The sequence below is a fragment of the Paenibacillus sacheonensis genome (genome assembly GCF_009909195.1).
Classification (GTDB): domain Bacteria; phylum Bacillota; class Bacilli; order Paenibacillales; family Paenibacillaceae; genus Paenibacillus_Z; species Paenibacillus_Z sacheonensis.
In genome coordinates, this window is sequence record NZ_JAAAMU010000002.1 from 247,370 (window position 1) to 274,300 (window position 26,931).

Here is a 26,931-nt window from a genome sequence, read left to right on the forward strand (position 1 = left end):
TCATTTCTCGTCCGCCGGTGCCCCAGAACCGTCTTGACGGAGCTGACGAACTGCCGCTGCTTCGCTCCGCAGACTGGAAGGTGAAGAGAGAGGAGGCGTATAATAGTTGAAAGCCGGAGGTGTATGAGCGTGTTGAAGAAAGGTTTGATCGGACTCGCTATTTTACTTGTGCTCATCGTTGCTCTAGGCTTAGCCGCCATATGGTACGTCCAACCTTCGGAAGAGCTGGATCTCCGATACAGCCCGGTTCCATTGGAGGACCGAGCCGTCGACATGGCGAAGAATCTCAGCACGTCGATGTCGCTCTCGGAGGCGGACGTCAACAATATCGCGAAAGCGTACATCGCGGACAATCCGCAGTACGGCACGAATGTAACGATTACCGGCGCGCGGTTCGGATTCGAGGACGGCCGCATCGCCGCGCATTATAATTTGAAAGTCAAGGATCGGATACCGGTTGGCATTATCGTCTACTACCGCGTGATGTGGAGCGAACCGAATTTAGTGGCCGAGGTGGATGAAGCGAAGCTGAGAAGCAGGCCCTTGCCGAATGATTATTTCGATGACATCGTCATCCCGCTCGGAAGCTACTTGCCGAAGCCGATTCGTATTCAAGCGGTGAAGCTGAGCGGCGATCGTCTGGTCGTGACCGTCAAAAAGCCCACCTTGTCCGACCTCGCTCAATTGTTGAGAAGGGAGCTCGGACTCTAGGCGGGCCGGAAGAACGGATTGCGATTCGCATGAAGCTTGGAAGGTGACCGTTCGCGAGGAACGTGAAGTTAGGCAGGCACAGGCTTAACGCAGCCTTGCGAGCAGCGGGCGAAGCGTTCCGATCAATACGGCCGCGACGGCGGCTTTGGCAAAGTCGCCGATCAGGAACGGATAGCAGCCGAATTTCATGGCATCGCTGAACGACAACTTTGCTTTGAAGGCATACCATGGCACGCCGCCGACGTAAGCCAGCACGACGCTGAACAGCACGAGGCCGATGACCAGCATCGCCATGCCGCCTCGATTCAGCCTGCTCGCGCGGGCGAACAGCCGGTCGCTGACGAAGCCGATCAGCAGCGCGGAAAGCGGGAACATCCATATGTATCCGCCGGAGGGGCCGAAGACGACGCCGAGTCCGCCGCTGCCGCCCAGCAGGGGGAGTCCCGCGGTCGTCAACAGAACCACGATCAGGATGCTGAGGAAGCCGTAATAAGCGCCGAGCAGTCCGCCCGCGAGCATGACGGCGAGCGTCTGGAGCGTAATCGGGATCGCCGAGTACCAGAGCGGGATTCGGACGAAGCTGAAGGCGACGAAGAGGGCGGCGAACAAGGCCGTGAAGACGGCACCCCGAATCCATGAAGCGGAATTCGTGCGCTCGGAGGCCGAGATCGATGTTTGCGTCGTGCCGATTGGCGTAGTTTCCATTGTAAATTCTCCTCTCTAATGTTAACCTTGTTATCTATGAGTGGTTAACAATTAGCATCTTATCACGGGAGTAAACTTTTGGGAAGAGGGAAATGGAATTGGTCGACAACTTACATAGAACGCTTGTCCTGCAAGGCGTCAAGATAGAGAGAAGGCTTGAAACGGGCGAGGAGATGCCGCGGCTGGGCGGCGTTGATTTCGAGCTGAAGCCTGGCGAATGGGTCAACCTTGTCGGCGTCAACGGCAGCGGAAAGTCTTCCTTGGCCCGTCTCTTGGCGGGACTCATGATCGACGGCGTCGAAGGGACTTGGGACCGCGGCTTCGCAGGCACGATCCCTTCCCCCTATGTCATGCAGCAGCCGGATGCCCAGCTGTTCGCCGAGACGCCGCGGGAAGAAATCCGATTCGCGCTCGAATGGCGCGGACTGGCGCCGGAGGCGATTAGAGGGAAATCGGAGGAGATTCTGCGCGAGACCGGTTTGCAAGCCATCGGCGATTTGACCTGGGATCAGCTGTCCGGCGGCCAGCGTCAGCTGACGGCCGTCGCGGCGGCCTCGGCGGCGAAGCTGCCCTTGATCGTTTTCGACGAGGCGACGTCGATGCTCGACGAGCAATCGAGAGAGAGCGTGCGCGGCATCGCGGCGAAGCTGAACCGCGAAGGGACGGCCGTCGTCTGGGTGACGCAGCGTTTGCAAGAGATCGGCGATGCGGAAAGAACGGTCGCCATGTCATCGGGCAGGATCTTCTTCGACGGAAACGGCGGCCAATTTTTATATGGGATGGATTACCCGCAGGCTATTACGGTAGAAGCGCCGCCTTGCTTGGCTTGCGGATTGCGATTGCCGTATGCGTCGAGGCTCGCGCTTCAGCTTGGACGCGAGGGGAGGCTGCAGCCTCCTTTTCCGCGAGCCGCGGAAGCATGGGAATCGATTCTCCCTGTTATTGCCGGAGAAGAGACTGCGCGGCAATCAAACAACGCTGCCCACGAGTCGCGCGCGATGCAACAGACGGAGCAGCGGCGGGTAGGAACGAAAGGCTCGGCGCTCACGATAACGGGCATTCGCCAGACGGAAGCCGGAGCCAGTCAGCTGCCGGACGGTAGGGGGACGGATGGTTCTACCCTTCAATTGCATACAGGCCAAATCACTGTGCTGATGGGCGCGAACGGGGCGGGCAAAACGCATCTGATGGAACGAATCGCGGGTCTGCGGAATGCGGATGGCTTGGCAGTCTATTATGGCGACGAGCCGCTGCAAGTACGCAGGCGAATGTCGATACGGAACAAATTCAAGCCGAACAGCAAAGCGATGCTCGCTTATTCGTACAGCTGCCAGTCCCCGGAAGAACAGTTGTTCCTGCGTTCCGTCCGGGAAGAGCTTCGTTATTCGCTGCGGCCGTATACGGCGTTGACGGAGCAGGAACGGACCGCTCGAATCGAAGAAGCGCTGCGCGCGGTCAGCTGGAATTCCGACTGGCTGGAGCGGGATCCGTACGAGATGAGCGGGGGCGAGCGGAGACGAACGGCCCTGGCCTGTTTGTTCGCCCCTCCGGCCGAATGGCTGCTGCTGGATGAGCCGACGGCGGGACTGGACGCAGACGGCCATGAGCTGCTGGCGGCTAAGCTGCGGCAGTGCGCGGCGGGCGGGCAGGGCATTCTGCTGATCTCGCATGAAAGCGACTGGGTTTGCGAGCTGGCGGACCGCTTCCTCCTCCTGCGCGCGGATGGCAGCGTCCGCTCCTGCGACAGCATGGAATTGGTATCCCATCCGCATTGGCTGACGGAGGCGGGAATGGACGTGCCGGATTGGCTGCGGATTGCGCATCGGTCCATCCGTCTGGGGGTTGCTCCGGAGCAGGTATGGGAGCCGGGAATATTGGCGTCCGCGTTAGCGGGTCGTCCGAGGGAACCGCATTCATCAGAACTCCCGGCGATCCCGGCTGCACCAACAGCACATGCAGCTGCCCTTGCAGCTTCAACTCCAACTGCCTTAGACAACGTGCATGCAGACATTGCTAACTTGACTACAACGCATCAAGCAGCTGCCGGAACCGAAGCCGGTGCCGCTTCGGGAGGGCATTCCCTGGAGCCGGAGTCGATGTGGAATCCGGAGACGTTACCTCGCTCATCGCAATTACCCAGCCCGGCAGTTGCGCCTGCACAAGCAAGAACGCCGTTCGCCAAGCGGGCGAATGCGGCACGGCCTTCGCCGATCGCGGCCTTCGACGCGCGGGCGGTTTGGCTGTCGTACATCGTGCTTTCATTGTTCATTCTTCAACTGACGGGCTGGCGGGGCATCCTGCTCTCGCTCGCGTTCGTCGCCGGAGCGATTTATTGGGGACGGATTCCGCTCCGCCGCTGGCGTGGCGCGATCAAGACGATTACGGCGTTCACGATCGTCATCTCCGTGTTCGCCGGGATCGATTGGCAGCTAAGCGGAGACTTCTGGGACGGCCAAGCGGCGATGATTTCCTTGAAATCGCTTATCAGGCCGTGGATCGTTATGCTGCTTGGCTTCGGCCTCCCGATCGCGGTGACGCCGCTTCGGCTGCGGCGCTCGCTCGAGCAGCTGTTCGTCAAGTTCGGCCGCGTGCCGGCATGGGCGACGAAGCTGCTGCTGACGATCACGCTCCTGCTTCGGTTCGTGCCCGTGCTGCTGGCGGAATGGGAACGTTTCTCCCGTATTGCCGCCGCTCGCGGCAAGAAAGCATCGAGTACCTTGCGGAATGCCGCCTCCAGAATCCGGGAAACGGCGCTTCCGTTCATGCTGTCGCTGTTCCGGCTTGGCGATCAAGTCACGGACGCGCTCGAGAGCCGGGGGGTCGGGTCCCGGAATCGCAGAGCCGTGCTCGTAACCGAGCAATGGAAGACGCGAGACGCATTTCTTCTCCTTGCTTGCGTCGCGGGCGGATTGCTGCTCCATGCGATCGAATAGGTTTTTCGTCCGAAATGGGCTATGATAGTACATGATTCAGGAAAGGAGCGTGGAAGGAATATGACGCAGCCGCTGCACCCGCAGCTTGACCGCACTTATATGATCGCTTTTCTAGAACGCCTGCTGGCGACGCCAAGTCCGAGCGGCTATTGCTCGGCGATCATGAAGCTCATCCAGGAAGAAGCCGCGAAGCTCGGCCTGGTCCTCGAGATGACGCCTAAAGGTAACGGCATGATCACGATTCCAGGATCGCATCCGGATCCCCGCGACGTGATCGCGCTGACGGCCCATGTCGACACGCTCGGCGCCATGGTACGCTCCGTCAAGCCGACCGGTACGCTTCGGTTTACGCCGATCGGCGGCTATGCCATGCATACGGTAGAGAGCGAATATTGCCTCGTACATACGCGTGACGGCCGGACTTACGAAGGGACGGTTCTAACCACGAAGCCTTCCGTCCACGTCTATTCCGACGCCCGCGACTTCAAGCGCGAGGAAGCCAATATGGAGATCCGCATCGACGAGCCGGTAAAGTCCAAGGACGACGTGCTCAAGCTCGGCATCGGCGTCGGCGACTATGTGTCGTGGGATCCTCGCACGAAGGTGCTCCCGAACGGTCTGATCAAATCCCGTCATCTCGACGACAAAGCAAGCGTCGCCGCGCTGTTTACGCTGCTCGAGTGGATGAAGCGGGAAGGCAGGACGCCGGAACGCACGGTGAAGATCATCATTTCGACCTACGAGGAAGTCGGCCACGGCAGCTCCTTCATCCCCGCGGACATTACGGAGATGATCGCCGTCGACATGGGCGCGATCGGCGACGATCTCCAGACGACGGAAAACGACGTTTCCATCTGTGCCAAGGATTCTTCCGGGCCTTACGATTACGGCATGACATCGGCGCTCATCTCGCTGGCGAAGCGCGAGGGCATCCCGCACGCGGTCGATATTTATCCTTACTACGGCTCGGACGCCTCGGCTGCCCTTCGGGGCGGCAGCAATATTCGCGCGGCCCTAATCGGACCCGGCGTGCACGCCTCCCACAGCATGGAGCGCACGCACGCGGATGCCGTCGCCAATACGGCGGCGCTGCTCGCGGCCTATCTGTTCGAGGACCGCGCCTGAGACTTGCTGGAAAAATTACAAGTGGACAAGTGCAAAACAGACATTATATGATAAATAGTGGGTGATTCGACATGACGACAGAGAATAACGTATCCAATTCCAATGATACGCAGGAACAAGGAAATGTCTCGGAAGCCGAATTCCGGCAGGTCGTTCAAGCGCTGCACGAGAATGGCTTGAAGGCGCTCCGTTTCAAGTTCGAAGACGAGCAAGTGGATGGACAAGTGTTGAACCACGAGGTTTATGGACCGATTTTCACTTTTAAAGTAGAAACAAGAGACGGCGGCAAATACGCCACGGGCTTCTTCATGCGCGAGCTGCTGCATACGTTCCAAACCAATGAAGATCCCGCGCTGTGGATGTCTTCGTTCTTCTTCGATCTGATGGACGGCAACGAGGGCGCGGACAAGCTGCTGCCTAAGCCTCCGCAGTCGGAAGACGAAGCGAAGGCGTTGATCGATAACGTCATCGTGCCTTACTGCGCTCAGACGGTCCGCAATGAATTCCCGAACGAGCAAGTGTACGTGGATCTGGACCTTCACGAAGAGCACGGACCCGTTCTGGAAGCCGGCTTTACGTCTATTACGGACGGCAACAATATCTGCGCGCTGCCTTTGCATGTGCTGATTGCGCATTTCCTGCTGAACCGCGATCCTGCCGATCCGATCGTGCAGGGATTGTACCGGATTCGCGAGGAACACGGGTTGGAATAGGCGCTGCCTATCAACCGAGTAAACAAGCAGATAAACCAAAGCGGATAACGAATAAAAAGCCTGAGCAATCAGGCTTTTTTCGTTATCCGCTTTTTTGTTATCCGCTTTGCGTTACCCGCCATCTGGTTATCCGCCTATTCGAGAACATGACTATTCAATGACGGCTGCAGGCAGCGGATCGACCGGTATTGTAGCTGCGGCCGTCTGCTTCTCCGCGCGCATATACAGGACGAGGCCGGCGATGATGAACATGCCGCCGATCAGCTGGAAGCCCGTGACCATCTCGCGGAACAGCAGCATGCCGAGGATGCTGGCGCCGACCGGCTCCGCAAGCACCGTCATCGAGATCGTGGTCGGCTTGACGTATTTCAACAACCAATTGAAGATCATATGGCCGAACACGGTCGGCACGATGGCAAGCAGCACGAACACGAGCCATTCTCTGCCGGGATAACCCGTCATCGGGATGCCCATGGCGACGTTATAGACGCAGAAGCACGCCGCCGTAACGCCGAACACGATGAAGCTGTAGAGGAACGAAGACACGCGGCGCATGATTTGCTTGGCGATGAGCATATTGACGGCCACGGCGAGGGCGCCGAGAAACGACAGCGTATCGCCGAAGAATGCGCGCTGCGACAAGCCGATATCGCCCGAACCGATGCCGACAGCCCCCACGAGAGCCGTCAGCATGCCGACGATGGCCCATCTGCCGGGCCGGTCCTTGAACAGGAAATAGGCGCCGACCATGACGAATACCGGTTCCAGGGCAAGCAGAATCGTCGAGCTGGCGATGGAGGTGTACGTGAGCGAAGCCATCCAGAGCAGGAAATGAAGGGCGAGAAAGAAGCCGGCTGCCAGCAGCAGAAGCCAGTCTTTCCGGCTGATCGTATGTAATTCCCGCAGCTGCCTGCCTCCGAAGGGGAGCATGACCAAGAACGTGAAGAGCAGGCGATACATGCCCTGCACGGATACGGGCGCGTCGGAAGAACGGACGAGAATGGGGGCGAAGGAGATCGCCAGCATCCCGATCAGGAGCGGAATGGCCGGAGACAAGGGAGGTTTAGCAGTCCCAGATGATGCTTGCACGATGATGTTCCTTTCTGCGATGGGCTAATAATAGACGTTCGGCATCCCTCATTATGCACGTCCGGGCTTGTCCAGGCAAGAGAGAGGCGCTATTTGGCAGAGCGCCGCCCATAGGATCTTGCAAAGGTCATCATTCGTCTATACGTCGGCGGATCCGAGATGGCGAGCGGGTGAAACTGCGGATGGTTGGAGTTGACTTCCAAAATCCACGTCCTGCCGCTGCGGTCGTAGGCGAAATCTATGCCGATCTCATGCATGCCGGCCCGCTTGCTCCCCAGCCAATTCGCGGTTCGAACCGAAATCCGTTTCAGCCTGCCGTATTTGCGATCGCTGGCCGCGGCCGTCAAGCCTTCGGCGCGGTGAAGACGGCGTATGGTCCACAAGCGTCCGCCTTGACTGTAATTCGTGACGATTTTGCCTTTCCTGGCGATGCGGGCGAACGAGCCGGTAAACGTCCATTTGCCTCGCGGCTTGCGCTGCACCATCATGCGGATATCGTACGGTCTTCCAGCAACCTCGGCGAGCGCGATCGATTTTTGGACGATCATCGTGCCCTTGCCGACGCGCTTCAAATGGCGGTAGAGCGATCCGATCGAAGCGAAATGGCTCGTATACTGCTTGCGTCCTTTAATCTCCGCCAGCCTGTATCCGCCTCGTACGGCCGTCGCTTTGCATACGCCGATGCCGAGCGACCCGACATCGGGCTTGATATATACGCTTCGGTAAGAAGCGAGCATCGTCGATAAATTCGCAGCAGAGAGCAGCATAGTTCGAGGAACGTAACGTTTCAACCTTGCGTTCGACGAGAGCATGGCGCAGACGCGCTTCTTGCCTCGGATCGCCGAGCTTTTGTAGGATTTCTTGGCCATGGCGAATCACCTCATCGTACCCTATGTCCCGGGCGGCGGCGCGAACTGTGCCTTTGGGCAATTTTTTCGCCATAATGTTGTCATTTGTCGCCCGGGAAGAAAACTGTTATGATTTTTCTGAAAACATGGCGGTTCCGAACATGGGGCCTGCCGAAGGAGTGACGAACAGATGGGCGTTCCGACAGGGGTTTGGGTCTCGGCGGCAATCATCGCGGTGATTGTCACGTGGATGACGATTTGGGTGACCAATAAAGCATATTCCCGCAGATGGGAAGACCACGGCATGAAGAAGGACAAGAATGATTCATCGAAGTGAATCGGTTGACATGAAACCGATAGGTGTCCTATACTGAAAAGCGAAACCGAAAGGGTTCGCTTTTTTGTTTGTTGACCGATAGATCAACGCAAGTAGAAAATTCACTTATCTCTTTCGCAGAGGAGCTGCATGAAAATGGAAACTCAGAACACGCTGCCGCCAATTGAGCAGACGCAGCTTTTTAACGCGCCGATCGAGAAAGTATGGGCCGCGATTTCGACTTCCGAGGGGCTGAGCGCCTGGTTCATGCCGAATAATTTCGAGCCGGTCGTCGGCCGCGAATTCAACATCGATGCCGGAGCATTCGGCGTCCAGCCCTGCGTCGTGAATGAAATCGAAGCGCCGAAACGCATCTCGTTCCAATGGGGCAAGGAGTGGACGATTACGATCGTGCTGGAAGACCAAGGCGATAATCGGACGCAATGCACCTTGATCCATGCCGGCTGGCGGGCGGATGGCGTAACGGAATTCAATATGCCGCAAAGCGTCGTGCGCGATACGATGGGCAAGGGCTGGGTCGGCATCGTCGCCAAGCTCGGCTCGTACGTCGAGGCCTGATATGTCGGCGCTGCCGTCCGGCAAGCACGACGTGTTCCAGGCGATCGCGGACCCGACGCGGCGGGAAGTGCTCAAGCTGCTGGTCGACCAAGAGATGCCCGTGAACGTCATCAGCGGCCACTTTCCGATTTCGAGGACCGCGGTATCCAAGCATCTGCGCATCTTGTCGGAGGCCGGGCTCGTCACGGAGCGGAAGGTCGGGCGCGAGACCCGCTACAAGCTGGAAACCCAGCCGTTGCAGGAGCTGCGCAATTGGCTGCACTATTACGAGCGTTATTGGGAGAATAAAATGTCCGCCCTGCAGCGCTTGGTGGAATCGGACAGCAAGAAGGAAGACGAATAACGCATGGCAGGAGACCAAACCCGCGGTTTATAATCGCGGGTTTTTCTGTTACGCTTTAGTCATGAGAGGAGAGATTATCCATGTCGTTATTATCCGCCGCCATTCAATACATCGGGCAAGTCGGCGTCATTATTCGCCGCAACGGCTTCAAGCTTGCCGTCGATCCGTACTTAACGTACTCCGTCGACCGTTTGACGGGACCGCCCGAAGGCTTCTGGACGCGCAATTACGCGCCGCCCGTCGAAGCCTCGGCATTGACAGACTTGAATCTGGTCCTCATCACGCATGAGCATCTGGATCATTTGGATCCGGAGACGCTGCTCCAGATCGCCGATGCTTCGCCGTCCTGCAAGTTCGCCGGACCCGGCGTCTGCGCGGCGATTCTGAAGGAAATCGGCATTGCCGAAGAACGGGTGGAGACGCTTCAATTCGGACAAGCGTACGATTGCGAAGGCGGACTTGCGATTCATCCGATCCCGGCATGGCATGAGACGCGGATGACGGATGACGAGGGAAGGGACCGCTTCCTTGGCTACATGCTGGATTGGGACGGCATTACGATCTATCATGCCGGCGATACGCTCGTCCAAGAGGAGCTGATCGCGATTCTGAAACAATACCGGATCGACGTCGGCATGCTCCCGATCAACGGCAGGGATATCTTCCGTCATCGCCTCGGCATCGATGGCAACATGAACGCGCGGGAAGCGGCCGCACTGGCTGCCGATACGGAGATGGGAGTCGTCGTACCGCTGCATTTCGATCTCTACCCGAACAACAGCGAAGGCATTGCCGGCTTCGTCAGCGAGCTGTATGAACGGCATCGCGGACAACGGTATCATATCTTCCAACCGGGCGAAATCTGGGTCTACGTCAAAACGGACGAGATTTAAGCGCGGTCCGATTCTTTCCAGCCATCTTCGGAAATGCTAGGCCAATAAGGAGGCGTTCGCATGGGCATCCTGGCGTTCGCGAATCTATCCAAAACGCTGCCCGGCGGCAGAACCTTGTTCTCGTCTATTTCCGCCGCGATCGACGAACCGGAATCCGTGGCGCTGCTCGCGCCCTCGGGACATGGCAAAAGCACGCTGCTGCGCATCCTCGCGCTGCTCGATACGGCAAGCGGCGGAGAGGTTCTGCTGGAAAGCAAGGCTTCGAGCGGATGGCATCCGCAGGCTTGGCGCAAGAAGGCGTCTTACGTCGCCCAGCAGTCCGTCATGCTGCCCGGAACGGTAGCGGACAACCTGCATACGTTCAGCCGTCTTCACGAGACGCCGTTCGACGAAGCCGAGGCCACGAGGCTGATGAAGGCGGCAGGCCTCTCGTCGATGGATTGGGCGAAGGAAGCGGAGACGCTGTCGGGAGGCGAGAAGCAGCGCGTCGCGCTCGTCCGATCGCTGCTCGCGAAGCCGTCCGTTCTGCTGCTCGACGAGGTGACCGCTTCTCTCGACGAGCACAGCAAGGAAGCGGTGGAGAAGCTGCTGCTGACCGTCGGCAGCGAGGCCAAGCCGGCGCTCGTCTGGGTGACGCATGATATGGAGCAGGCCAGGCGCGTAAGCACGCGCACTTGGTTCATGGCGGACGGCGCATTCACCGCATGCGAGACGGCATTGTTCTTTCGCCGTCCTCCGACGGAAGCGGCGGAGCGTTTTCTCCAGCGGCAGGCATCGGAGGCGGGGCCGTAATGTCGCTTACCGCGGTCGCGTTTACGCTTCTCTTCGTTGGGATTACGGTGTTCGTCTCCATGCGTCAGAAGCTTGGGCTGGAGCGCGATATCATCATCGGCACGATTCGCGCCGCCGTGCAGCTGATGGCCGTCGGACTCGTGCTGCAGGCTGTATTTCGCACGGAGCATCTCGCCGTGCTGCTGCCGATCATCATCGCGATGATTGCGGTCGCGGCCTGGCATGCGGCGGGGCGCGGCAAAGGCTTGAGCGGCATCGCATGGCGGATCGGCATTGCCATCGCCGCTACCGAGGCGATGATCATGCTGCTGCTGCTTGGCTTACATATCATTGCGAGCACGCCGCAATACGTGATCTCGATCAGCGGGATGACGATCGGCAACGCGATGGTCGTCGCGGGGTTATTCTTGAATCAGATGAAACGCGACGTCGAGTCGTCGCGCGGGGAGATCGAGACGCTGCTTGCGCTCGGCGCAAGCGTGAGGCAAGCAATCCAGCTCTGCATGAAGCGGGCGGTGAAAGCAAGCTTGATTCCGACGATCGACGGCATGAAGACGGTCGGCATCGTTCAACTGCCGGGCATGATGACGGGCATGATCATCGCCGGCGCGGATCCGATGCAGGCGGTTCGCTACCAGATCTTGATCGTATTCGCCTTTACGTCCTCGGCGGCCGTGACGAGCATTATTCTCAGTCTGCTCAGCTATAAGCTGTGGTTTACGGAAGCGATGCAGCTTCGCCGATTGGGTAATGAGTAACAGCACGGACAGGCATCGCCTGTCCGCGTCAATCGAAGGGAGAGAAAGGAACATGAAATATCGCAGACTTGGACGGACGGGACTCGAGGTTTCCGTCATCGGCGTCGGCACATGGCAGTTCGGCGGCGAGTGGGGACAGCAATTCACGCAGGACGAAGCCGATGCGATTCTGGACCGGGCAGCCGAGCTCGGCATTAATCTGATCGATACGGCGGAGTGTTATGGCGATCACCTGTCCGAATCGCTGATCGGCGATTACTTGTCCCGCCGCAAACGCGAGGATTGGATCGTAGCGACGAAGTTCGGCCATCACTTTCATGAACGGTTCACGCGTACCGACAGCTTCTCGGCCGACGATGTCGTGAAGCAGCTGGACGCTTCCCTGCGGGCGCTCAAGACAGACCATGTCGATCTTTATCAATTCCATTCGGGTCCCGATGCGGTGTTCGACAACGATGAGCTCTGGTCCGTCTTGAACGAGCAGGTCAAAGCCGGCAAAATCAAGCACCTGGGCACGTCCATCGGCAGCAACGCCAACGTCCATCAAGTGGATGCGTCTTCGAAGGTCGGCTCCGAGGTCATTCAGGTCGTCTACAACCGGCTCGATCAAGTGCCGGAATCGGACGTGTTCCCGTCCTGCATCCGTCAAGACCTGGGCGTACTGGCACGCGTTCCGCTCGCGAGCGGCTACTTGAGCGGCAAATACAAACCGGATGCGGTATTCGACCAGACCGACGTCCGCCATCGTCATGACCGCGAGAGCACGGTGCAGAAGCTGCAGGAAGTACAGCGCATCGCGGCGGAAGAAGTGCCAGCCGGCGTGGATATGGCAGCTTGGGCGCTGGCATGGTGCTTGAAGCACCCGGCCGTGACGGCCGTCATTCCGGGCTGCAAGAGCCCCGCGCAGGTCAGCTCCAATGCAAGCGTCGCGGCGCTTATTACGGAGCCTCACCCGCAGGACGTGCAGCGGTAACGCGATCGCGATATAGCAAGGAGAAGCCTTGAGCCGAGCTCAAGGCTTTTCTGCCGTTGCACGCGGACGAAGCGAGCCTGCATTCCCGCAAAATAATAATTGCTGACCTGTCGATTCTAGTGGTACGTTAATAGAATCTAAGCCTTTGGAAATCGACGCGGGAGGTCGACAAGGATTCATGACAGTGCTTACACGGGTTCGTTGGCTTGCCATGCTGCTCATTCTGATCGTACTGACTGCCGCCGGCTCGGCCTATGCGGACACGCCGGAGCAGGGTGAATTGAATCAGACGGATCAGACGGATCGGACACCGCCTAATTTGGCTTCCGATTCGGCCATTCTGATCGACGCGAAGACGGGAACGGTGCTCTATGCGCGCAACGCGGAGAAAGAGCAGTTTCCGGCCAGCATTACGAAGATCATTACCGGCATTATTGCCATCGAGAGCGGACTGGACCTGGACAGCATCGTGACGACGTCCAAGGAAGCGCGCAACGAAGACGGAACGCGCATTTATCTGGAGGAAGGCGAGCAGCAGACGCTGATCAACCTGTTATACGGTATGCTGCTGAACTCCGGAAACGATGCTGCCACCGCCATCGCCGAATTCGTCGACGGCTCCAAAGCGGCGTTCGCCGAGCGGATGAACCGGTTTGTGCGGGAGAAAGCCGGAGCGGCGCATACGCATTTCACGAATCCGAGCGGGCTGCCGGATGCCGCGCAATATACGACGGCGCTCGATATGGCGAAGATCTCCAGGTACGCCATGCGGAACGACCTCTTCAGAACGATCGTCGGCACGAAGAAGATGGCATGGGACGGATTAACGTGGAAGACGACGCTGATTAACCATAATGAACTGCTCGGCAACTATGAAGGCGTAACCGGCATCAAGAACGGCTACACCGGCGATTCGGGCTTTACGCTCGTTACCTCGGCGAAGCGGGACGGGCTGGAGCTGATCGGCGTGCTGCTGAAATCCCCGACCAAGTCCGTGCTATACAAGGACATGACGAAGCTGCTCGATTACGGATTCCGGTACTTTGACATGCAGCAGGTGTCGACGGCGAATGCGGCGTATCCGCTGGCCGGCAGCGACGAACCTTCGTTCGCTCCGAAGGAGCCGCTGATGGCCGTCGTGCCAAGAGGCGAGAAGCCGATCATTACCGTCTCTGCCGCGGGCGATGTGCTGGTCCAGACTTCGCTTGGCATCGAAACGGCCGGCCGGCTGCAGCCGGTATCGCCGAATCTAGGCGCTATCGCGAAGTTGTATTCGGAGCAATCGGAATCGGTTGAACGCGCGGCGTCCAAGAGCGCCGGCGGCGCGTCGGAACCCTCGATGGGGAATAAGCTCCGCATCTTCTTCGTTTGGATCGGGCTGCTGTTGTACTTATTCCTGTTCGCCTTCGTTCGCGTCAAGCGCCGAAGACTGGGGCGGGGAAGCAGCTACTAGCTCCTTTGCGATTTTCGCGAATCAAAGAGGTAAATCACTAACCGGCGGCGTATATATATCATGTAACCGTATCCAAAACGAGGAGATGGAAACGATGAAGCTTTCGGTGGAACAGACGGCTGCACAGTGGTACATCAGAGAATTGGAATTGTCGGATGGCGATCATTTGCGCATTTTCGTTAGACTAGGCGGCAGCGGCAGCGTTCAACCCGGTTACTCGCTCGGCATCATGAAGGATATCCCCCGAAACCCGGGCCTGAAGGACGTCGTGGAAGGCATCACGTTCTATATGGAGTCGGATAACTTGTGGTTCTTGGATAACAAGCAGCTGCTCATCCGGTTCAATGCGGCAGAAGACGATATCTCGATGGATATCGAATAATCGAACCCCTAACGCGGAAATGGAGCGAAGCGCTTGCGATTGTATCATTTCAGTGAAAATCCGAATATCCGCACGTTCCGTCCGCGCCAGCTGCCCTATCGGATGAATGAGTCGGCAATGGTGTGGGCGATTAACGAATGGCATGCTTATCATTACTACTTCCCGAGGGACTGCCCTCGGGTTTGTTTTTGGGCAAAGCAAGATACGAGCGATTCCGACCGGGAACGTTTCTTCGGCTTCTCGGGCACGGAGCGGATCGTCGCGGTCGAGAGCGGCTGGCTGGACCGTTTCCGCGACACGCCCGTATACAGGTACGAGTTCGACGCCGGGCAGTTCGAGCTTTATTCGGAGGATGCAGGATACTACATCAGCCGGGAAGAAGCGGCGCCGATCGGCGTTCACCGCATCGACGATTGCCTTGGCGCACTGGCGGAGGCCGGAATAGAGGTTCGGATTACGCCTTCCTTGCAACTGCTTCGGGCTGCGATTCCTTCTTCGACGGTGCAATTCTCGATGATTCGCATGGGCAACGCCAGAACGGCGGAATGACCGTTCCGACGGGATGTACCCGGCTTGCCCCTTGCGGGCATTCCCGACTATAATGAGTCCATGAAGTCGGCAAGGACGTGAGCGTGGATGGATTTTAAGAAATACAAGACATTCCAGGTCGTCGCGGACACGCTAAATTTGACGCGGGCCGCCGATCTGCTCGGTTATTCGCAACCGACGATTACGCTGCAGCTCCAGTCGCTCGAGAGCGAGCTGGGCGTTGCGCTGCTGGGGCGGAGCGGGAAACGAACCTACCTGACCCCCGCAGGCAAGCTCGTCAAGCAATACGTGGATAAGACGCTCGCGCTTATGGAAGAGATGGAGGCCGAGCTGCGCAAGCTCGAGAATCCGCATGGCCTGCTGACCGTCGCGGCGCCCGAATTCTACTGCACGCAGTATCTGTCGCTCATTCTTCATTCGTATATCGTCGAGAATCCCAGCGTCAAGCTGCAGCTGTTCTCATGCGACAGCAACGACGCCATGCGGAAAGTATCCGCGAACGAAGCGGACCTGGCGATCATCGCCGGCCCGTGCGATTCGCCGCAGATGGAGACGATGCCGCTCGGCAAGGAAGATCTCGTCCTCGTCACGACAAGCGAGCTGCTCGCGCAGCATGAGCTGGCGGAGCTGCTGGAAACCTATCCGTTCATAACGTACAAGTCGGGATCCAACATTCAACGCCTCGTGAACGACTGCCTCAAGGAATACGGCATCGCGCCGGACAAATACATCGAATGCGTCTCCGACGAGACGATCAAGCGGACGGTCATGTATCATACCGGCACCGCGCTGCTGGGCGCCGCGCTGGTCGAAGACGAGCTTCGCAAGGGAACGCTGGCCGAGATTCACCGTTTTCCGGGCAAGATCGAGACCAACATGGTCATCCTGCGGAAACGGGCCGCGGAGCAGAATATCCATTCCTTCGCGGAAATCGTCAAGCGGATCTGGAAGGAATGGGATTGACGAAAGTACGATCTCGAAATTGCGGCAACGCAGTACGCAATGCAGCTATCCTCCGGCGGCTTAGGCAGCCGGGGGTTTTTCGGCTTCAACGGAAAAAAGCGGTAACATTGGTTTTCTTAATCGTAACGATTGGATAATTCAATTTTTTCAACAAAAACCGCTATGCTACAATAAGGATAACGGAAAGTCTAGGAAGAGGTGCAGCATATGGATGCGGTGAAGAACAAGAACATCACGATTATCGGCGTACCGCTTCATTATGGCGCAGACCGGAAGGGCGTTGATCTGGGTCCCGATGCGATTCGGGGCGCGAACCTGCATGAACGGTTACAAGCGCTTGGCTATTCGCTCGAGGATCTGGGCGATCTGAACGTACGGAGGAGCTTGCAGCCGCCCGCTCCCGGCGAGAAGCTGAAGTATCTCGGCGAGATCGCCAGAGTGAACCAAGACCTGTGCGAGACGGTCAGCGCGGAGATGGGGAAAGGCAGATTCCCGCTCGTATTGGGCGGCGACCACAGCATCGCGATCGGCACCATCAAGGGCGTCCTGCAGCGGGTCAAGCGGCTGGGCGTTATTTGGTTTGATGCGCACAGCGACGTCAACACGCATCTAACGACGGGCTCGGGCAACATCCACGGGATGTCGCTCGCGGCGGCGCTCGGCTACGGTCATCCCGATCTGATCTCGATCGGCGGCGCCGGCCTTAAGCTGCAGCCGGAGAATGTCGTCATCATCGGCGCGCGGTCGATCGATCCCGGAGAGCGCGAGTTTCTTAAAGCAAAGGGCATTAAAGTTTTCACGATGCACGATATCGACCGTTACGGGATGAAGCAGGTCATGGAGGATGCGATGGACATCGTTTCGAACGGCACGGACGGCGTTCATTTGAGTTTGGACCTGGACGGCATGGACCCTTGGGATGCGCCGGGCGTGGGTACGCCCGTGTCCGGAGGCATGTCGTACCGGGAGAGCCATTTTGCGATGGAGCTGCTGTTCGAACGGAATTTGCTCGTGTCCGCCGAATTCGTGGAGGTTAATCCGATGCTTGACCGGCATAATAAAACGGCCGTCGCGGCCGTGGAATTGATCGGCTCTGCGTTCGGCGAACGGATTCTGTAGACGGCGCGTCCGACGATGAGCGTAGACAACGAGGATGATGACAGAGGGAGTGTGTCCGCATGGCAGAACCATCTAGCTCGTCCCGGCAGATCATCGAACAGACCGAGCGGTTCGGCGCGCATAATTATCATCCGCTGCCGATCGTGATCGCGAAGGCCGAGGGCGTATGGGTCGAGGACCCCGAAGGGAATCGGTTTATGGATATGCTGAGCGCTTACTCCGCGCTCAATCATGGGCATCGCCACCCGCGCATCGTCGCCGCGCTCAAGGAACAGGCGGACAAAGTAACGCTGACCTCGCGCGCGTTCCATAACGAACGTTTGGGCGAATTCTACGAGAAGCTGGCGAAGCTGACGGGCAAAGGCATGATTCTGCCGATGAACACGGGCGCGGAAGCAGTGGAGACGGCGCTGAAGGCGGCACGGCGCTGGGCGTACGGCGTGAAGAAGGTACCAGAGGACCAAGCGGAGATCATCGTCTGCGAAGGGAATTTCCACGGTAGGACGATTACCGTGACGTCGTTCTCGTCCGATGAGGCTTACCGCGCGGGCTTCGGTCCGTTCACGCCAGGCTTCCGCATCATTCCATACGGCGATATCGATGCGTTGAAGGCGGCCATAACGCCGAATACGGCTGCGTTCCTCGTGGAGCCGATTCAGGGCGAAGCCGGAATCGTGCTGCCGCCGGATGGCTTCCTGAAGGCTGCGAGCGAGCTGTGCAAGCAGGAACGCGTACTGCTCGCGGCGGACGAGATTCAAACCGGCTTCGGACGTACCGGCAAGCTGTTCGCAAGCGAGTGGGAGGGCGTCGTGCCCGACATTTATATCATGGGCAAAGCACTGGGCGGAGGCGTATATCCGATTTCGGGAGTGGCGGCGGACGAGGAGATCCTGGGCGTCTTCGAACCCGGCTCGCACGGCTCGACGTTCGGCGGCAATCCGCTGGGCTGCGCGGTCGCGATCGCGGCGCTGGACGTGCTCGAGGACGAAGGGCTGGTTGACCGTTCGCTTGCGCTGGGTACGTATTTCATCGAGCAGCTTCGCGGATTGCAAAGCGCCGCAATCAAGGAAGTTCGCGGTCGCGGCTTGTTTATCGGCGCGGAGCTGACGGTTCAGGCGCGCCCGTATTGCGAGAAGCTGAAGGACCTCGGCATCCTATGCAAGGAAACCCACGAGACGACGATTCGATTCGCGCCTCCGCTCACGATCACGAACGATGAGCTCGATTGGGCATTCGAACGGATCCGACAGTTGTTTGAAACCGACTAAAACCTTGTGGAAGGTGGATCGATCCGATATGGCAGATAAGCATCCAGCAGCGAACGCGGCTAAGCACGTACATCTCGTTCAAGTGCCCTTCGGTCTAGGAGCGGGCAGGCCAGGCAACGAGGCAGGACCGGAATCGATGATGCAGGCAGGTCTGCTTCGGCAGCTGCGCAAGACCGCTTACGAAGTCGCCGGGGAATCGAAAGTAACGGGCTTATTCCAGCGCTCCCATTCGCCGTCCAAGGATGGGCACGTCAGGCATTTGCCCGAGGTCGTGGAGATGGGCGGCCGCGTGGCGGATCTCGTCTCGCAGGCCGTCGGCCGCGGCGAGCTGCCGCTCGTGCTGGGAGGCGATCGCAGCGTCACGATCGGCGCGTTAGCCGGTCTCGCCGGGCAGGCCGGGAAGCGATACGGCGTTATTTACTTCGATGCGCACGCCGGCTTCCATACGGAAGCTAACAGCCCGTCCGGCAGCATCGGGGGCATGTCGCTTGCGGTGGCGCTCGGCTATGCAAAGCTGAGCTTGTCGGAGATGACGGGAGGCGAAGAGAGCCGCGCGATCGACAAGCGCAGCGTCGTGTTGATCGGCGTGCGCGACGTCGAGCCGGAAGAGCGCGAGCTGATATTGGCGGAAGGCATTACGGTATTCACGATGCACGAAATCGACCGGATGGGCGTCGAAGCGGTCATGCGCCGGGCGCTCGAAATCGCGGGCGACGGCACGGACGGCATTCACGTCAGCTTCTCCGCGGATTGCTTGGATCCGCTTGAAGCGCCCGGCGTCGGCATGCAGGTCCCGGGCGGCTTGACCTACCGGGAAGCGCATTTTGCCTGCGAGCTGATCGCGGAATCCGGGCGCGTCTCGTCCATCGACATGGTAGAGGTGAATGCCATGCTGGACGACAGCAGGCGCACGGCACGTCTCGCGATCGGGCTCATCGCATCGCTTCTGGGCAAGCGGATTCTGTAATCGGCCATGCGTGAATACGGTTATGAAGACAGCGGCGAAGACGCAGCAATGAACGATCATGATCAATGAATCAGTCCCGATAACAGCCGCCTTATGTTCCGCCATCCACCGATCGCGAGCTGCGGGCGGCTGTTGCTATTCTCCTCTCGTCCGCAATCGATTCCCGCCCAATATTGAACCTTATTCTAGGTCCCCGCATCTATGTAATCGTATGGCGTTCTCATTGGATGATTGTTCATTTTCTTGAACAAATTGTATAATATATTCAGACAATTTGTTTTCAAGGCACAAATTGCGGGAGGCATTCGATATGGAACTGCTCCTGAAAGGCGTGTTTCAAGCACTCGGCAAAAGCACCTTCGCGCACCGCATGGCAAAGAAATACGGCCTTCGCCTCGGCGCTGCGCGATTCGTTGCAGGCGAAACGATCCGCCAATCGATCGATGCCGTCGGCAGGCTGAACGCGGACGGCAGGATGGCGACGCTCGATCATCTGGGCGAATTCGTCACTAGCGGGGAAGAGGCCGAGCGTTCGGCGGACATGTGTTTGCAGACGCTCGACGCCATCGCGGAGTCGGGCGTGCTGTCGAATCTGTCGCTGAAGCTCTCTTCGCTCGGGCTCGATATCGATCGCGAACTTTGCGCGCGGAACATGAAGCGGATTCTGGATCGCGCGCGCGAGCACGGTAATTTCGTCCGCATCGACATGGAGGATTCGGCGCACTGTCAGCCTGCGCTCGATATTTACCGGTCGCTTCGCCGCGAATACGACAATGTGGGCATCGTCCTGCAAGCGTATTTGTTCCGAACGGAGGAGGACGTGAAGGAGATGCATGCGCTGAAGGCCAATCTACGGCTTGTCAAAGGCGCTTACAAAGAACCGCCCGGCATCGCTTTCGCGTCGAAGAAGGACGTGGACGACAATTTGAAGCGCATCATCTGCCTGCATCTCTTGAACGGCAATTACACAGCAGTCGCGAGTCACGACGAAGCGATCATCGACTATACGAAGCGGCTCGTGAGCGAAGAAGGCATAAGCCGAGAGGCGTTCGAGTTCCAAATGCTGTACGGCATCTGCGAAGACTTGCAAAAGCGGCTCGTCCGGGAGGGTTACCGCGTTCGTATCTATGTACCGTTCGGCATCGATTGGTTCGGTTACTTCATGCGGCGCTTGGCCGAGCGGCCCGCCAACGTTTGGTTCGTCCTGAGAAACCTGCTGAACTAAGCCCCATCCGGGAGAGGAGAATGGCCATGACGACAATTCCTTTCAATGAGATGAAGCCTTACGCGAATGAACCGTTCACCGATTTCAGCCTGGCAGAGAACAAAGCGGCGATGGAAGCTGCCATCGCGAAAGCGAAATCCGAATTCGGCCGCGCCTACCCGCTCAAGATCGGCGGTCAAATGATCGAGACCGAAGCGAAAATCACGTCCATCAATCCGGGCAACGTTACCGAGGTCATCGGCTTGGTCAGCCGTGCGAACCAAGAATTGGCGGAGCAGGCCATGCAGGCGGCTTTGAACGCGTTCGAAACCTGGAGCAAGGTCCCGGCCAGCCAAAGGGCGGGCTATCTGTTCAAGGCGGCGAAGCTGATGCGCGAGCGCAAGCATGAATTCTCCGCGCTGATGCTGCTGGAGTCCGGCAAGAATTACGCGGAGGCTGACGTGGATACGGCGGAGGCCATCGATTTCTTGGAATTCTACGGGCGCGAGATGCTTCGTCTGAGCGCCATCAACGAGACGCAGCCGCTGGCGTCGATCCCGGGCGAGGTCAATCGTTTGACTTATACGCCGCTCGGCGTCGGCGTTATTATTCCGCCGTGGAATTTTCCGCTCGCGATCTGCGTCGGCATGACGGCTGCCGCAGTCGTATCGGGCAATACCGTGCTGCTCAAGCCGGCCTCGACGACGCCGGTCATCGCGCATCAATTCGTCGCGCTGATGGAGGAAGCCGGGCTGCCCGCCGGGGTCATCAACTACATTCCGGGCAGCGGCGCGGAAATCGGAGATTACCTGACGGCGCATCCGAAGACGCGATTCGTCAGCTTCACGGGCTCCAAGGAGGTCGGCCTGCGCATCAATAAGCTCGCCGCGGAGACGGCGCCGGGTCAAATCTGGATCAAGCGCGTCATCGCGGAGATGGGCGGCAAGGACGGGATCGTCGTCGACGAGACGGCCGATCTCGAGGCGGCAGCCGCGGCGATCGTCGCTTCCGCTTTCGGCTTCCAGGGTCAGAAGTGCTCGGCCGGTTCGCGCGCGATTATCGTCCAAGAGGTGTACGACGAGGTCGCCGGATACGTCGTGGCGCTGGCCGAGAAGCTTCAGATCGGCTTGCCGGAGCTGAATTGCGCCGTCGGTCCCGTGATCGATCAAATCTCCTATGCACGCATTCTGGACTATATCGATGTGGGCAGGGAGGAAGGCGCGCTGCTCATAGGCGGTGCCAAAGCCTCGGGGAACGGCTACTACATTCAACCGACCATCTTCGGCGAGGTCGATCCCAAGGCGCGCATCATGCAGGAGGAAATATTCGGACCCGTGCTCGCGCTGGCCAAAGCGAAGGACTGGCGCGATGCGATCGCCATCTTCAACGACACGGAATACGGGTTGACGGGATCGTTCTTCTCCACCGACGAAGACCGGATCGCGGAAGCGTTGGATACGATCCACTGCGGCAACCTGTACGTCAACCGCAAATGCACCGGCGCGCTCGTCGGGGTGCATCCGTTCGGCGGCTTCAACATGTCGGGCACGGACTCCAAAGCCGGCGGACCCGATTACCTGCTGCTGTTCACGCAAGCGAAGCTTACTTCCCGCAAGGTCTAATAGCATGCTGCGGTCCTCTGCCTTCTTCGGGGCAGGGGACCAATGCGTAAGAAGGAACAGGTACGAAGCATGAAGCATGAAGCATGAAGCATGAAGCACGAATCATGAAGCATGGATCATGAAGCATGAATTATGAAGCATGGATCATGAAGCATGCAGTATAAAGCATGAATTATGAACTGCAGGTCCGTCGCGCATGATTATGGCCTTGATTGGCTATGATGGAATCTATCTGGCAATGCCGCCTAACCTGAACCTGATTGCGTCCGAACGGGAAAGGGTACTACATAATCGAAGAGCCGGGCAGCTTTGGTGCCGGTGAGAGGCTTGGACAATAACGGGCGGAACGTACGTCCGGAGGAGAGGCTGTGAGCTTACAATGGCGCAAACGAGCATCATTTTTCGGCTGGAGCTGGACCATAAGAAAGTAAGCTTCGGCGACGTGGCGGCGACGATCAGCAAGGCCGGGGGAGACATTACGTCGATCGACGTCATTCGCCCGGGATCCGATACGTCGACTAGAGACATTACGGTCGATCTTCAGGACAACAAGGAAACAGCCGTCGTCGAGGCGCTTCGGGCGCTTGACGGCATCAAGGTCGTCAACGTATCCGACCGCACGTTCCTCGTCCATCTCGGGGGCAAAATCACCATTCAGCCGACGCTGCCGATCAAGAACCGGGACGACTTGTCCAAAGTGTACACGCCGGGCGTCGCCAAAGTATGCCGAGCGATCGCGGAGGACCCGGGCAAGGCGTATTCGCTGACCATCAAGCGCAATACGGTCGCCGTCGTGACGGACGGAACTGCCGTGCTCGGTCTCGGAGATATCGGACCGCATGCCGCGGCGCCGGTCATGGAGGGGAAGGCGATGCTGTTCAAGCAGCTCGCCGGCGTGGACGCGTTCCCCATCTGTCTCGACACGAAGGACACGGAAGAGATCATCCGGACGATCAAGACGATCAGCCCGATTTTTGGCGGCATTAATTTAGAGGATATCGGCTCTCCGCGCTGCTTCGAGATCGAACGGCGGCTGGCGGCCGAATTGGACATCCCCGTCTTCCACGACGATCAGCACGGCACCGCGGTCGTCACGATCGCCGGCCTGATCAACGCACTCAAGGTCGTCGGCAAGCGGATGGAGAACATTCGCGTCGTCGTGAACGGCATCGGGGCGGCAGGCGTGTCGATCTGCAAAATGCTGCTCGGCGCCGGCGTAAGGCATCTCGTCCCGATCGATCGGGAGGGAGCCCTCGTGCGCGGTCAATCGTACCCGTATCCGATGTGGCAGTGGCTGGCGGAACAGCCGCAGGTCGAAGCCAACGCCGGGACGCTCAAGGAACTCATCGCGGACGCCGACGTCTTCATCGGCGTCTCGCGGGCGCGCGTGCTGAACGAAGAGGACGTCAAAAGGATGAAGCCCGGCGCGATCGTGTTCGCCATGGCGAATCCCGAGCCGGAGATTTCGCCGGAGGAAGCGCTGCCGCATGTGGCCGTCTTCGCGACGGGGAGGAGCGATTACCCGAATCAAATCAACAACGTGCTCGTCTTTCCGGGGTTGTTCCGAGGGGCGTTGGACTGCCGCGCCAGGCATATCAACGAGCCGATGAAGCTTGCGGCCGCGCGCGCCATCGCCTCCGTCGTAACGCCCGACGAACTCAATGAGCTGTACATCATCCCGAGCATTTTTAACGAGAAGGTCGTTACGCTCGTGAGGAAAGCCGTCATCGAAGCCGCAATCCTGACGAATTCCGCGCGCCGGACGCCGCCGGACTTCAGGTAACCGCGCAGCATCAGCATAGCTGCCTCAATCATCGCCATAACGATAACGCAAGATAGAAGAAAGGCCGTCATCCCCATCCGTGAGAAGGGGGTGGCGGCCTTTTCTGCGTGCCAAGAGCCGGATGCTAGCCAGTCGACGGACTATTCGGCACATGGCCTTTCTGATTGCGATTACGGTCCGTGGAGGCTGCGACGTCGTTCTCAGCTTGACTGTCCTTTGCCCGCATGCCCTTCATCTTTCCGGGAATCCCTTGATTCTCATGGCGCCCCATGTCGATCCCTCCTTACGCTGCCTAAATTAACCCGCATGCGATCGATGCAGGCCTCCTTAGACTGCCCTAGGACATGGAGACGGCATGCAATTGGGAGCCAAAACCGCCAAAACGGTCCAAATCGGAGAATCCTTTGTCCCGATCAGCCATGAAACGAAGCGTTTTGACGGCTATGATGGGGATAGTAAGCGTTTTCTCATGGATGAAACGTTCACTGCAGCCATGAAATGACATCCGTTTCATCTCTTGTAAGCCAAAATTGATGGTGGAGGCTGAATATGAACGATACGATCGGCGTTGGAATTTTGGGCTTTGCTCATGGCCATGTCAACGCCTATTGCGAGGAATGGAAGCAGGCGGATCTGGGCGTGCGCGTCGTCGCAGGCTGGGATCACGCTCCGGAAAGGCTTGAAGCTGCCGTCAATGCTTACGGGTTAGAAGGCTGCGACAGCGCGGAGACGCTGCTCGCGCGGGAAGACGTGCAGGCCGTCGTCATCGCCTCGGAAACGTCAAGGCATGCAGACCTGGTACAGCTCGCGGCAGCGGCCGGCAAGGCGATCATCCTGCAGAAGCCGATTGCGCTGACCATGGCCGAAGCGGACAAGATCGTCGCCGCCGTCGAGCGGCACGGCGTGCCGTTCACGCTCGCCTGGCAGATGCGGGTCGACCCGCAGAACGTTCAAATGAAAGCATGGCTGCAGGGCGGCGAGCTTGGCCAAGTGTTCATGGTTCGGCGGCGCCACGGCTTGAACGCCGGGCTGAATGCCGACTTCGCGAACACCTGGCACGTCGATCCGGCCAGCAACCGGGATATTTGGGCGGACGACAGCTCGCATCCCGCCGATTTTATCCATTGGCTGCTGGGAGAGCCGGAGAGCGTAACCGCGGAGCTTGCATCGCTCTTCAATCCGCGTATTCCCAACGATAACGGCATTGCGATTTATAGATATGCGGCTGGACCGATCGCCGAGGTGAGCTGCTCCTTCACTTGCCACGCGATTCAGAACACGACGGAAATCATCGGAGAGCGCGGAACGATCGTTCAGAATTACGGCGACGCTCCGAGCGCGAACGCGCCAAGGCCGGACGCCGGCGCGGGTCTTCGCCGGTTTGACGCGGCGGCGAATGCCTGGGTGGACAGCGATATCGCGTCTCCGCCGAACCATTACGAGCGGATTCGCGGACTGGCCGTGCCGCTGGCTGCCTTCCTGCGAGGAGAACGCGAGCCGCTCGCTACGGCGGAGGAAGGACGTACATCGCTGCGCATGGTGCTGGCAACCTACGTTTCGTCGAGGGAAGGCCGGCGCGTGTCGCTGAACGATCCAGCCGTCAACGACGTCTAGTCGAGATGGGGTTTGAATAACCGCTAGATCCACATAGCTTCGCCAAAATACGTATTCGGGAGTGATACTCGTGGCAGTAAAGATCGGGTTGGTCGGTTTGAACGGAATCGGGAATTTGCATGCAGCCTGCTATCAGGAAGAAGAATTGGCGGATTTGGTCGCCGTTTGCGACGTCGTCAAGGAACGCGCGGACGCGACCGCGGAGAAATACGGCGTGAAGGCGTATTACAGCCTGAAAGACATGATCGAGAACGAGCCCGACATCGAAGTCATCGATATCACGACGGGCGGAATCGATAACGGCAGCTGGCATTTCGAGCCGGCAATGGAAGCCATCAGCTACGGCAAGCACGTGCTCGTCGAGAAGCCGCTCTGCCATGACATCCGCGAAGCGAGAGAGCTGGTCGCTTTCGCCGAGAAGAAGAAAGTGTACCTCGGCTGCAACCTGAACCATTATTTCACCGAGCCGGCGGCGAAAGCGAAGCAGTACGTCGACAACGGCGAGATCGGCGAGCTGGTGTACTGTTTGGCCAAGATGGGCTTTAACGGCGGCGAGGCGAACTACGGCTTGGCCGGCAGCCCGAAAGTGAAAGGCCATCCATACTTCCATATGAAAGCCTTCCTGACGCATCCGTTCAGCGTCATGCGCCACTTCTGCGGCGACATCACGCATATCCAAACGTTCTCCGACCGTCCGGGCTTCCGCCGCAACGCGGGCGACGTGATGGCCTCGATCAACAGCATCCACATGCGTTTCGCCAATGGCGGTGTCGGTTACCTGCTGAGCCAGCGCGGCGATGCCGTATACGGCCTCGGCGGCTGGTGGAGCCTCGAGATGGCGGGCTCCAAGGGCACGTTCTGCATCGAGAACTGCGTGGAGAAAGTGTCGTACTGGAAAGCGGAGAAAGGCGTGCCGGCGATCAGCACGCCGATCGTGCCGGAAGTCACGGACTATGGCACGACGAACTTCGACCGCACGTTCAACAATCGCCTTCACGCGTTCCTGGAAGACGTATCCGCGAAAGTGCCGTTCGAGCAGCTGCGCGCCAACGGCCGCGATGCGCTTGCCGTTCTGGAGTACACGTTCGCGGTCATCGAATCGTACGAACGCGGCGGGGAGCTGGTTCGCCCGAATCCGCTGCCTCCGCTTCACGGCGATCCTATGACCATGAGATAACAAGCCGTCATGAGTTAGCTCTGAGCTGACAAGCGAATTTGCCAATATCACA

27 protein-coding genes are annotated in these 26,931 nt (G+C 58.7%); 23 read left to right on the forward strand and 4 right to left on the reverse strand.

From position 1 onward, the window contains the following. Positions 1 to 129 precede the first annotated feature (129 nt). Entirely contained in the window at positions 130 to 711 is a 582-nt protein-coding gene (locus GT003_RS04125; protein ID WP_161694747.1) for a hypothetical protein, read from the forward strand. A gap of 84 nt (positions 712 to 795) precedes the next feature. On the opposite strand, the gene GT003_RS04130 is transcribed toward GT003_RS04125, so the two are convergent. Continuing rightward, positions 796 to 1,416, reverse strand: coding sequence for a biotin transporter BioY (locus GT003_RS04130; RefSeq protein WP_161694749.1), 621 nt, complete (start codon positions 1,414 to 1,416; stop codon positions 796 to 798). A gap of 92 nt (positions 1,417 to 1,508) precedes the next feature. Between GT003_RS04130 and GT003_RS04135 the strand changes: the two genes are divergently transcribed. The 3 genes from GT003_RS04135 to GT003_RS04145 all read left to right on the forward strand — a co-directional run bounded on the left by GT003_RS04135 (position 1,509) and on the right by GT003_RS04145 (position 6,187). Continuing rightward, a complete protein-coding gene (locus tag GT003_RS04135) occupies positions 1,509 to 4,349 on the forward strand; it encodes an ATP-binding cassette domain-containing protein (RefSeq protein ID WP_161694751.1) in 2,841 nt (946 codons plus the stop codon). A gap of 60 nt (positions 4,350 to 4,409) precedes the next feature. Beyond that, positions 4,410 to 5,474, forward strand: coding sequence for a M42 family metallopeptidase (locus GT003_RS04140; protein ID WP_204798858.1), 1,065 nt, complete (start codon positions 4,410 to 4,412; stop codon positions 5,472 to 5,474). A 71-nt stretch (positions 5,475 to 5,545) separates the two neighbouring features. Continuing rightward, positions 5,546 to 6,187: a hypothetical protein gene (locus tag GT003_RS04145; protein ID WP_161694753.1), complete on the forward strand. Its 642-nt coding sequence runs from the start codon at positions 5,546 to 5,548 to the stop codon at positions 6,185 to 6,187. 150 nt (positions 6,188 to 6,337) lie between these two features. Here the strand turns inward: GT003_RS04145 and GT003_RS04150 are convergent, their stop codons facing one another. Together GT003_RS04150 and GT003_RS04155 are read right to left on the reverse strand one after the other, a co-directional pair. Beyond that, positions 6,338 to 7,276 (reverse strand): DMT family transporter, encoded by a 939-nt coding sequence (locus tag GT003_RS04150; RefSeq protein WP_338045841.1) that lies wholly within the window; start codon positions 7,274 to 7,276, stop codon positions 6,338 to 6,340. 89 nt (positions 7,277 to 7,365) lie between these two features. Then, positions 7,366 to 8,145, reverse strand: coding sequence for a YheC/YheD family protein (locus GT003_RS04155; protein WP_161694755.1), 780 nt, complete (start codon positions 8,143 to 8,145; stop codon positions 7,366 to 7,368). A gap of 169 nt (positions 8,146 to 8,314) precedes the next feature. On the opposite strand from GT003_RS04155, the gene GT003_RS32095 reads away from it, so the two are divergent. The 17 genes from GT003_RS32095 to GT003_RS04235 all read left to right on the forward strand — a co-directional run bounded on the left by GT003_RS32095 (position 8,315) and on the right by GT003_RS04235 (position 24,088). Further along, positions 8,315 to 8,461 (forward strand): hypothetical protein, encoded by a 147-nt coding sequence (locus tag GT003_RS32095; protein WP_170312125.1) that lies wholly within the window; start codon positions 8,315 to 8,317, stop codon positions 8,459 to 8,461. A 129-nt stretch (positions 8,462 to 8,590) separates the two neighbouring features. Further along, positions 8,591 to 9,019: an SRPBCC family protein gene (locus GT003_RS04160; protein ID WP_161694757.1), complete on the forward strand. Its 429-nt coding sequence runs from the start codon at positions 8,591 to 8,593 to the stop codon at positions 9,017 to 9,019. Position 9,020: 1 nt separating this feature from the next. After that, positions 9,021 to 9,362, forward strand: coding sequence for an ArsR/SmtB family transcription factor (locus tag GT003_RS04165; protein WP_161694759.1), 342 nt, complete (start codon positions 9,021 to 9,023; stop codon positions 9,360 to 9,362). An 80-nt stretch (positions 9,363 to 9,442) separates the two neighbouring features. Next, positions 9,443 to 10,255: an MBL fold metallo-hydrolase gene (locus GT003_RS04170; RefSeq protein WP_161694761.1), complete on the forward strand. Its 813-nt coding sequence runs from the start codon at positions 9,443 to 9,445 to the stop codon at positions 10,253 to 10,255. 60 nt (positions 10,256 to 10,315) lie between these two features. Then, positions 10,316 to 11,047 carry an ABC transporter ATP-binding protein gene (locus tag GT003_RS04175; protein WP_161694763.1) on the forward strand — a complete coding sequence of 244 codons (732 nt, stop codon included), beginning with the start codon at positions 10,316 to 10,318 and terminating at the stop codon, positions 11,045 to 11,047. Next, positions 11,047 to 11,805, forward strand: coding sequence for an ABC transporter permease (locus tag GT003_RS04180; protein WP_161694765.1), 759 nt, complete (start codon positions 11,047 to 11,049; stop codon positions 11,803 to 11,805). The genes GT003_RS04175 and GT003_RS04180 overlap by 1 nt, the downstream gene beginning before the upstream one ends. 52 nt (positions 11,806 to 11,857) lie before the next feature. Next, positions 11,858 to 12,778: an aldo/keto reductase gene (locus GT003_RS04185; protein ID WP_161694767.1), complete on the forward strand. Its 921-nt coding sequence runs from the start codon at positions 11,858 to 11,860 to the stop codon at positions 12,776 to 12,778. A gap of 178 nt (positions 12,779 to 12,956) precedes the next feature. Further along, a complete protein-coding gene (locus GT003_RS04190) occupies positions 12,957 to 14,231 on the forward strand; it encodes a D-alanyl-D-alanine carboxypeptidase family protein (RefSeq protein ID WP_161694769.1) in 1,275 nt (424 codons plus the stop codon). Positions 14,232 to 14,325: 94 nt separating this feature from the next. After that, the gene (locus GT003_RS04195) at positions 14,326 to 14,613 is read left to right on the forward strand and encodes a HesB/YadR/YfhF family protein (protein WP_161694771.1); all 288 of its coding nucleotides are present in this window, start codon (positions 14,326 to 14,328) and stop codon (positions 14,611 to 14,613) included. A gap of 33 nt (positions 14,614 to 14,646) precedes the next feature. Then, on the forward strand, positions 14,647 to 15,162 hold the full coding sequence (locus GT003_RS04200) for a DUF6886 family protein (RefSeq protein ID WP_161694773.1): 516 nt from the start codon (positions 14,647 to 14,649) through the stop codon (positions 15,160 to 15,162). An 87-nt stretch (positions 15,163 to 15,249) separates the two neighbouring features. Beyond that, entirely contained in the window at positions 15,250 to 16,125 is an 876-nt protein-coding gene (locus tag GT003_RS04205; RefSeq protein WP_161694775.1) for a LysR family transcriptional regulator, read from the forward strand. Between the two features lie 207 nt (positions 16,126 to 16,332). Beyond that, on the forward strand, positions 16,333 to 17,244 hold the full coding sequence (gene rocF, locus GT003_RS04210; protein ID WP_161694777.1) for an arginase: 912 nt from the start codon (positions 16,333 to 16,335) through the stop codon (positions 17,242 to 17,244). Positions 17,245 to 17,303: 59 nt separating this feature from the next. Further along, entirely contained in the window at positions 17,304 to 18,512 is a 1,209-nt protein-coding gene (locus tag GT003_RS04215; protein WP_161694779.1) for an ornithine--oxo-acid transaminase, read from the forward strand. Between the two features lie 28 nt (positions 18,513 to 18,540). Continuing rightward, complete coding sequence (gene rocF, locus GT003_RS04220) at positions 18,541 to 19,479, forward strand: arginase (protein ID WP_161694781.1); 939 nt, start codon at positions 18,541 to 18,543, stop codon at positions 19,477 to 19,479. Positions 19,480 to 19,789: 310 nt separating this feature from the next. Continuing rightward, complete coding sequence (locus GT003_RS04225; protein WP_161694783.1) at positions 19,790 to 20,704, forward strand: proline dehydrogenase family protein; 915 nt, start codon at positions 19,790 to 19,792, stop codon at positions 20,702 to 20,704. 26 nt (positions 20,705 to 20,730) lie between these two features. Beyond that, positions 20,731 to 22,305, forward strand: a complete 1,575-nt coding sequence (gene pruA / locus GT003_RS04230; RefSeq protein WP_161694785.1) for an L-glutamate gamma-semialdehyde dehydrogenase — start codon at positions 20,731 to 20,733, stop codon at positions 22,303 to 22,305. A 379-nt stretch (positions 22,306 to 22,684) separates the two neighbouring features. Then, positions 22,685 to 24,088 (forward strand): NAD-dependent malic enzyme, encoded by a 1,404-nt coding sequence (locus GT003_RS04235; RefSeq protein ID WP_161694787.1) that lies wholly within the window; start codon positions 22,685 to 22,687, stop codon positions 24,086 to 24,088. 124 nt (positions 24,089 to 24,212) lie between these two features. Here the strand turns inward: GT003_RS04235 and GT003_RS32100 are convergent, their stop codons facing one another. Next, positions 24,213 to 24,359 carry a hypothetical protein gene (locus GT003_RS32100; protein WP_170312126.1) on the reverse strand — a complete coding sequence of 49 codons (147 nt, stop codon included), beginning with the start codon at positions 24,357 to 24,359 and terminating at the stop codon, positions 24,213 to 24,215. A gap of 278 nt (positions 24,360 to 24,637) precedes the next feature. On the opposite strand from GT003_RS32100, the gene GT003_RS04240 reads away from it, so the two are divergent. Together GT003_RS04240 and GT003_RS04245 are read left to right on the forward strand one after the other, a co-directional pair. Beyond that, positions 24,638 to 25,702 carry a Gfo/Idh/MocA family protein gene (locus tag GT003_RS04240; RefSeq protein ID WP_161694789.1) on the forward strand — a complete coding sequence of 355 codons (1,065 nt, stop codon included), beginning with the start codon at positions 24,638 to 24,640 and terminating at the stop codon, positions 25,700 to 25,702. A 70-nt stretch (positions 25,703 to 25,772) separates the two neighbouring features. Then, a complete protein-coding gene (locus GT003_RS04245) occupies positions 25,773 to 26,879 on the forward strand; it encodes a Gfo/Idh/MocA family oxidoreductase (RefSeq protein WP_161694791.1) in 1,107 nt (368 codons plus the stop codon). Positions 26,880 to 26,931: the final 52 nt, after the last annotated feature.

What these genes read in the sequence shown, in the direction of transcription:
- GT003_RS04130 (WP_161694749.1), bottom strand. Translation starts at nt 1,416, where the DNA reads ATGGAAACTACGCCAATCGGCACGACGCAAACATCGATCTCGGCCTCC.
- GT003_RS04135 (WP_161694751.1), top strand. Translation starts at nt 1,509, where the DNA reads ATGGAATTGGTCGACAACTTACATAGAACGCTTGTCCTGCAAGGCGTC.
- GT003_RS04140 (WP_204798858.1), top strand. Translation starts at nt 4,410, where the DNA reads ATGACGCAGCCGCTGCACCCGCAGCTTGACCGCACTTATATGATCGCT.
- GT003_RS04145 (WP_161694753.1), top strand. Translation starts at nt 5,546, where the DNA reads ATGACGACAGAGAATAACGTATCCAATTCCAATGATACGCAGGAACAA.
- GT003_RS04155 (WP_161694755.1), bottom strand. Translation starts at nt 8,145, where the DNA reads ATGGCCAAGAAATCCTACAAAAGCTCGGCGATCCGAGGCAAGAAGCGC.
- GT003_RS32095 (WP_170312125.1), top strand. Translation starts at nt 8,315, where the DNA reads ATGGGCGTTCCGACAGGGGTTTGGGTCTCGGCGGCAATCATCGCGGTG.
- GT003_RS04160 (WP_161694757.1), top strand. Translation starts at nt 8,591, where the DNA reads ATGAAAATGGAAACTCAGAACACGCTGCCGCCAATTGAGCAGACGCAG.
- GT003_RS04165 (WP_161694759.1), top strand. Translation starts at nt 9,021, where the DNA reads ATGTCGGCGCTGCCGTCCGGCAAGCACGACGTGTTCCAGGCGATCGCG.
- GT003_RS04170 (WP_161694761.1), top strand. Translation starts at nt 9,443, where the DNA reads ATGTCGTTATTATCCGCCGCCATTCAATACATCGGGCAAGTCGGCGTC.
- GT003_RS04175 (WP_161694763.1), top strand. Translation starts at nt 10,316, where the DNA reads ATGGGCATCCTGGCGTTCGCGAATCTATCCAAAACGCTGCCCGGCGGC.
- GT003_RS04180 (WP_161694765.1), top strand. Translation starts at nt 11,047, where the DNA reads ATGTCGCTTACCGCGGTCGCGTTTACGCTTCTCTTCGTTGGGATTACG.
- GT003_RS04185 (WP_161694767.1), top strand. Translation starts at nt 11,858, where the DNA reads ATGAAATATCGCAGACTTGGACGGACGGGACTCGAGGTTTCCGTCATC.
- GT003_RS04190 (WP_161694769.1), top strand. Translation starts at nt 12,957, where the DNA reads ATGACAGTGCTTACACGGGTTCGTTGGCTTGCCATGCTGCTCATTCTG.
- GT003_RS04195 (WP_161694771.1), top strand. Translation starts at nt 14,326, where the DNA reads ATGAAGCTTTCGGTGGAACAGACGGCTGCACAGTGGTACATCAGAGAA.
- GT003_RS04205 (WP_161694775.1), top strand. Translation starts at nt 15,250, where the DNA reads ATGGATTTTAAGAAATACAAGACATTCCAGGTCGTCGCGGACACGCTA.
- rocF (WP_161694777.1), top strand. Translation starts at nt 16,333, where the DNA reads ATGGATGCGGTGAAGAACAAGAACATCACGATTATCGGCGTACCGCTT.
- GT003_RS04215 (WP_161694779.1), top strand. Translation starts at nt 17,304, where the DNA reads ATGGCAGAACCATCTAGCTCGTCCCGGCAGATCATCGAACAGACCGAG.
- rocF (WP_161694781.1), top strand. Translation starts at nt 18,541, where the DNA reads ATGGCAGATAAGCATCCAGCAGCGAACGCGGCTAAGCACGTACATCTC.
- GT003_RS04225 (WP_161694783.1), top strand. Translation starts at nt 19,790, where the DNA reads ATGGAACTGCTCCTGAAAGGCGTGTTTCAAGCACTCGGCAAAAGCACC.
- pruA (WP_161694785.1), top strand. Translation starts at nt 20,731, where the DNA reads ATGACGACAATTCCTTTCAATGAGATGAAGCCTTACGCGAATGAACCG.
- GT003_RS04235 (WP_161694787.1), top strand. Translation starts at nt 22,685, where the DNA reads ATGGCGCAAACGAGCATCATTTTTCGGCTGGAGCTGGACCATAAGAAA.
- GT003_RS32100 (WP_170312126.1), bottom strand. Translation starts at nt 24,359, where the DNA reads ATGGGGCGCCATGAGAATCAAGGGATTCCCGGAAAGATGAAGGGCATG.
- GT003_RS04240 (WP_161694789.1), top strand. Translation starts at nt 24,638, where the DNA reads ATGAACGATACGATCGGCGTTGGAATTTTGGGCTTTGCTCATGGCCAT.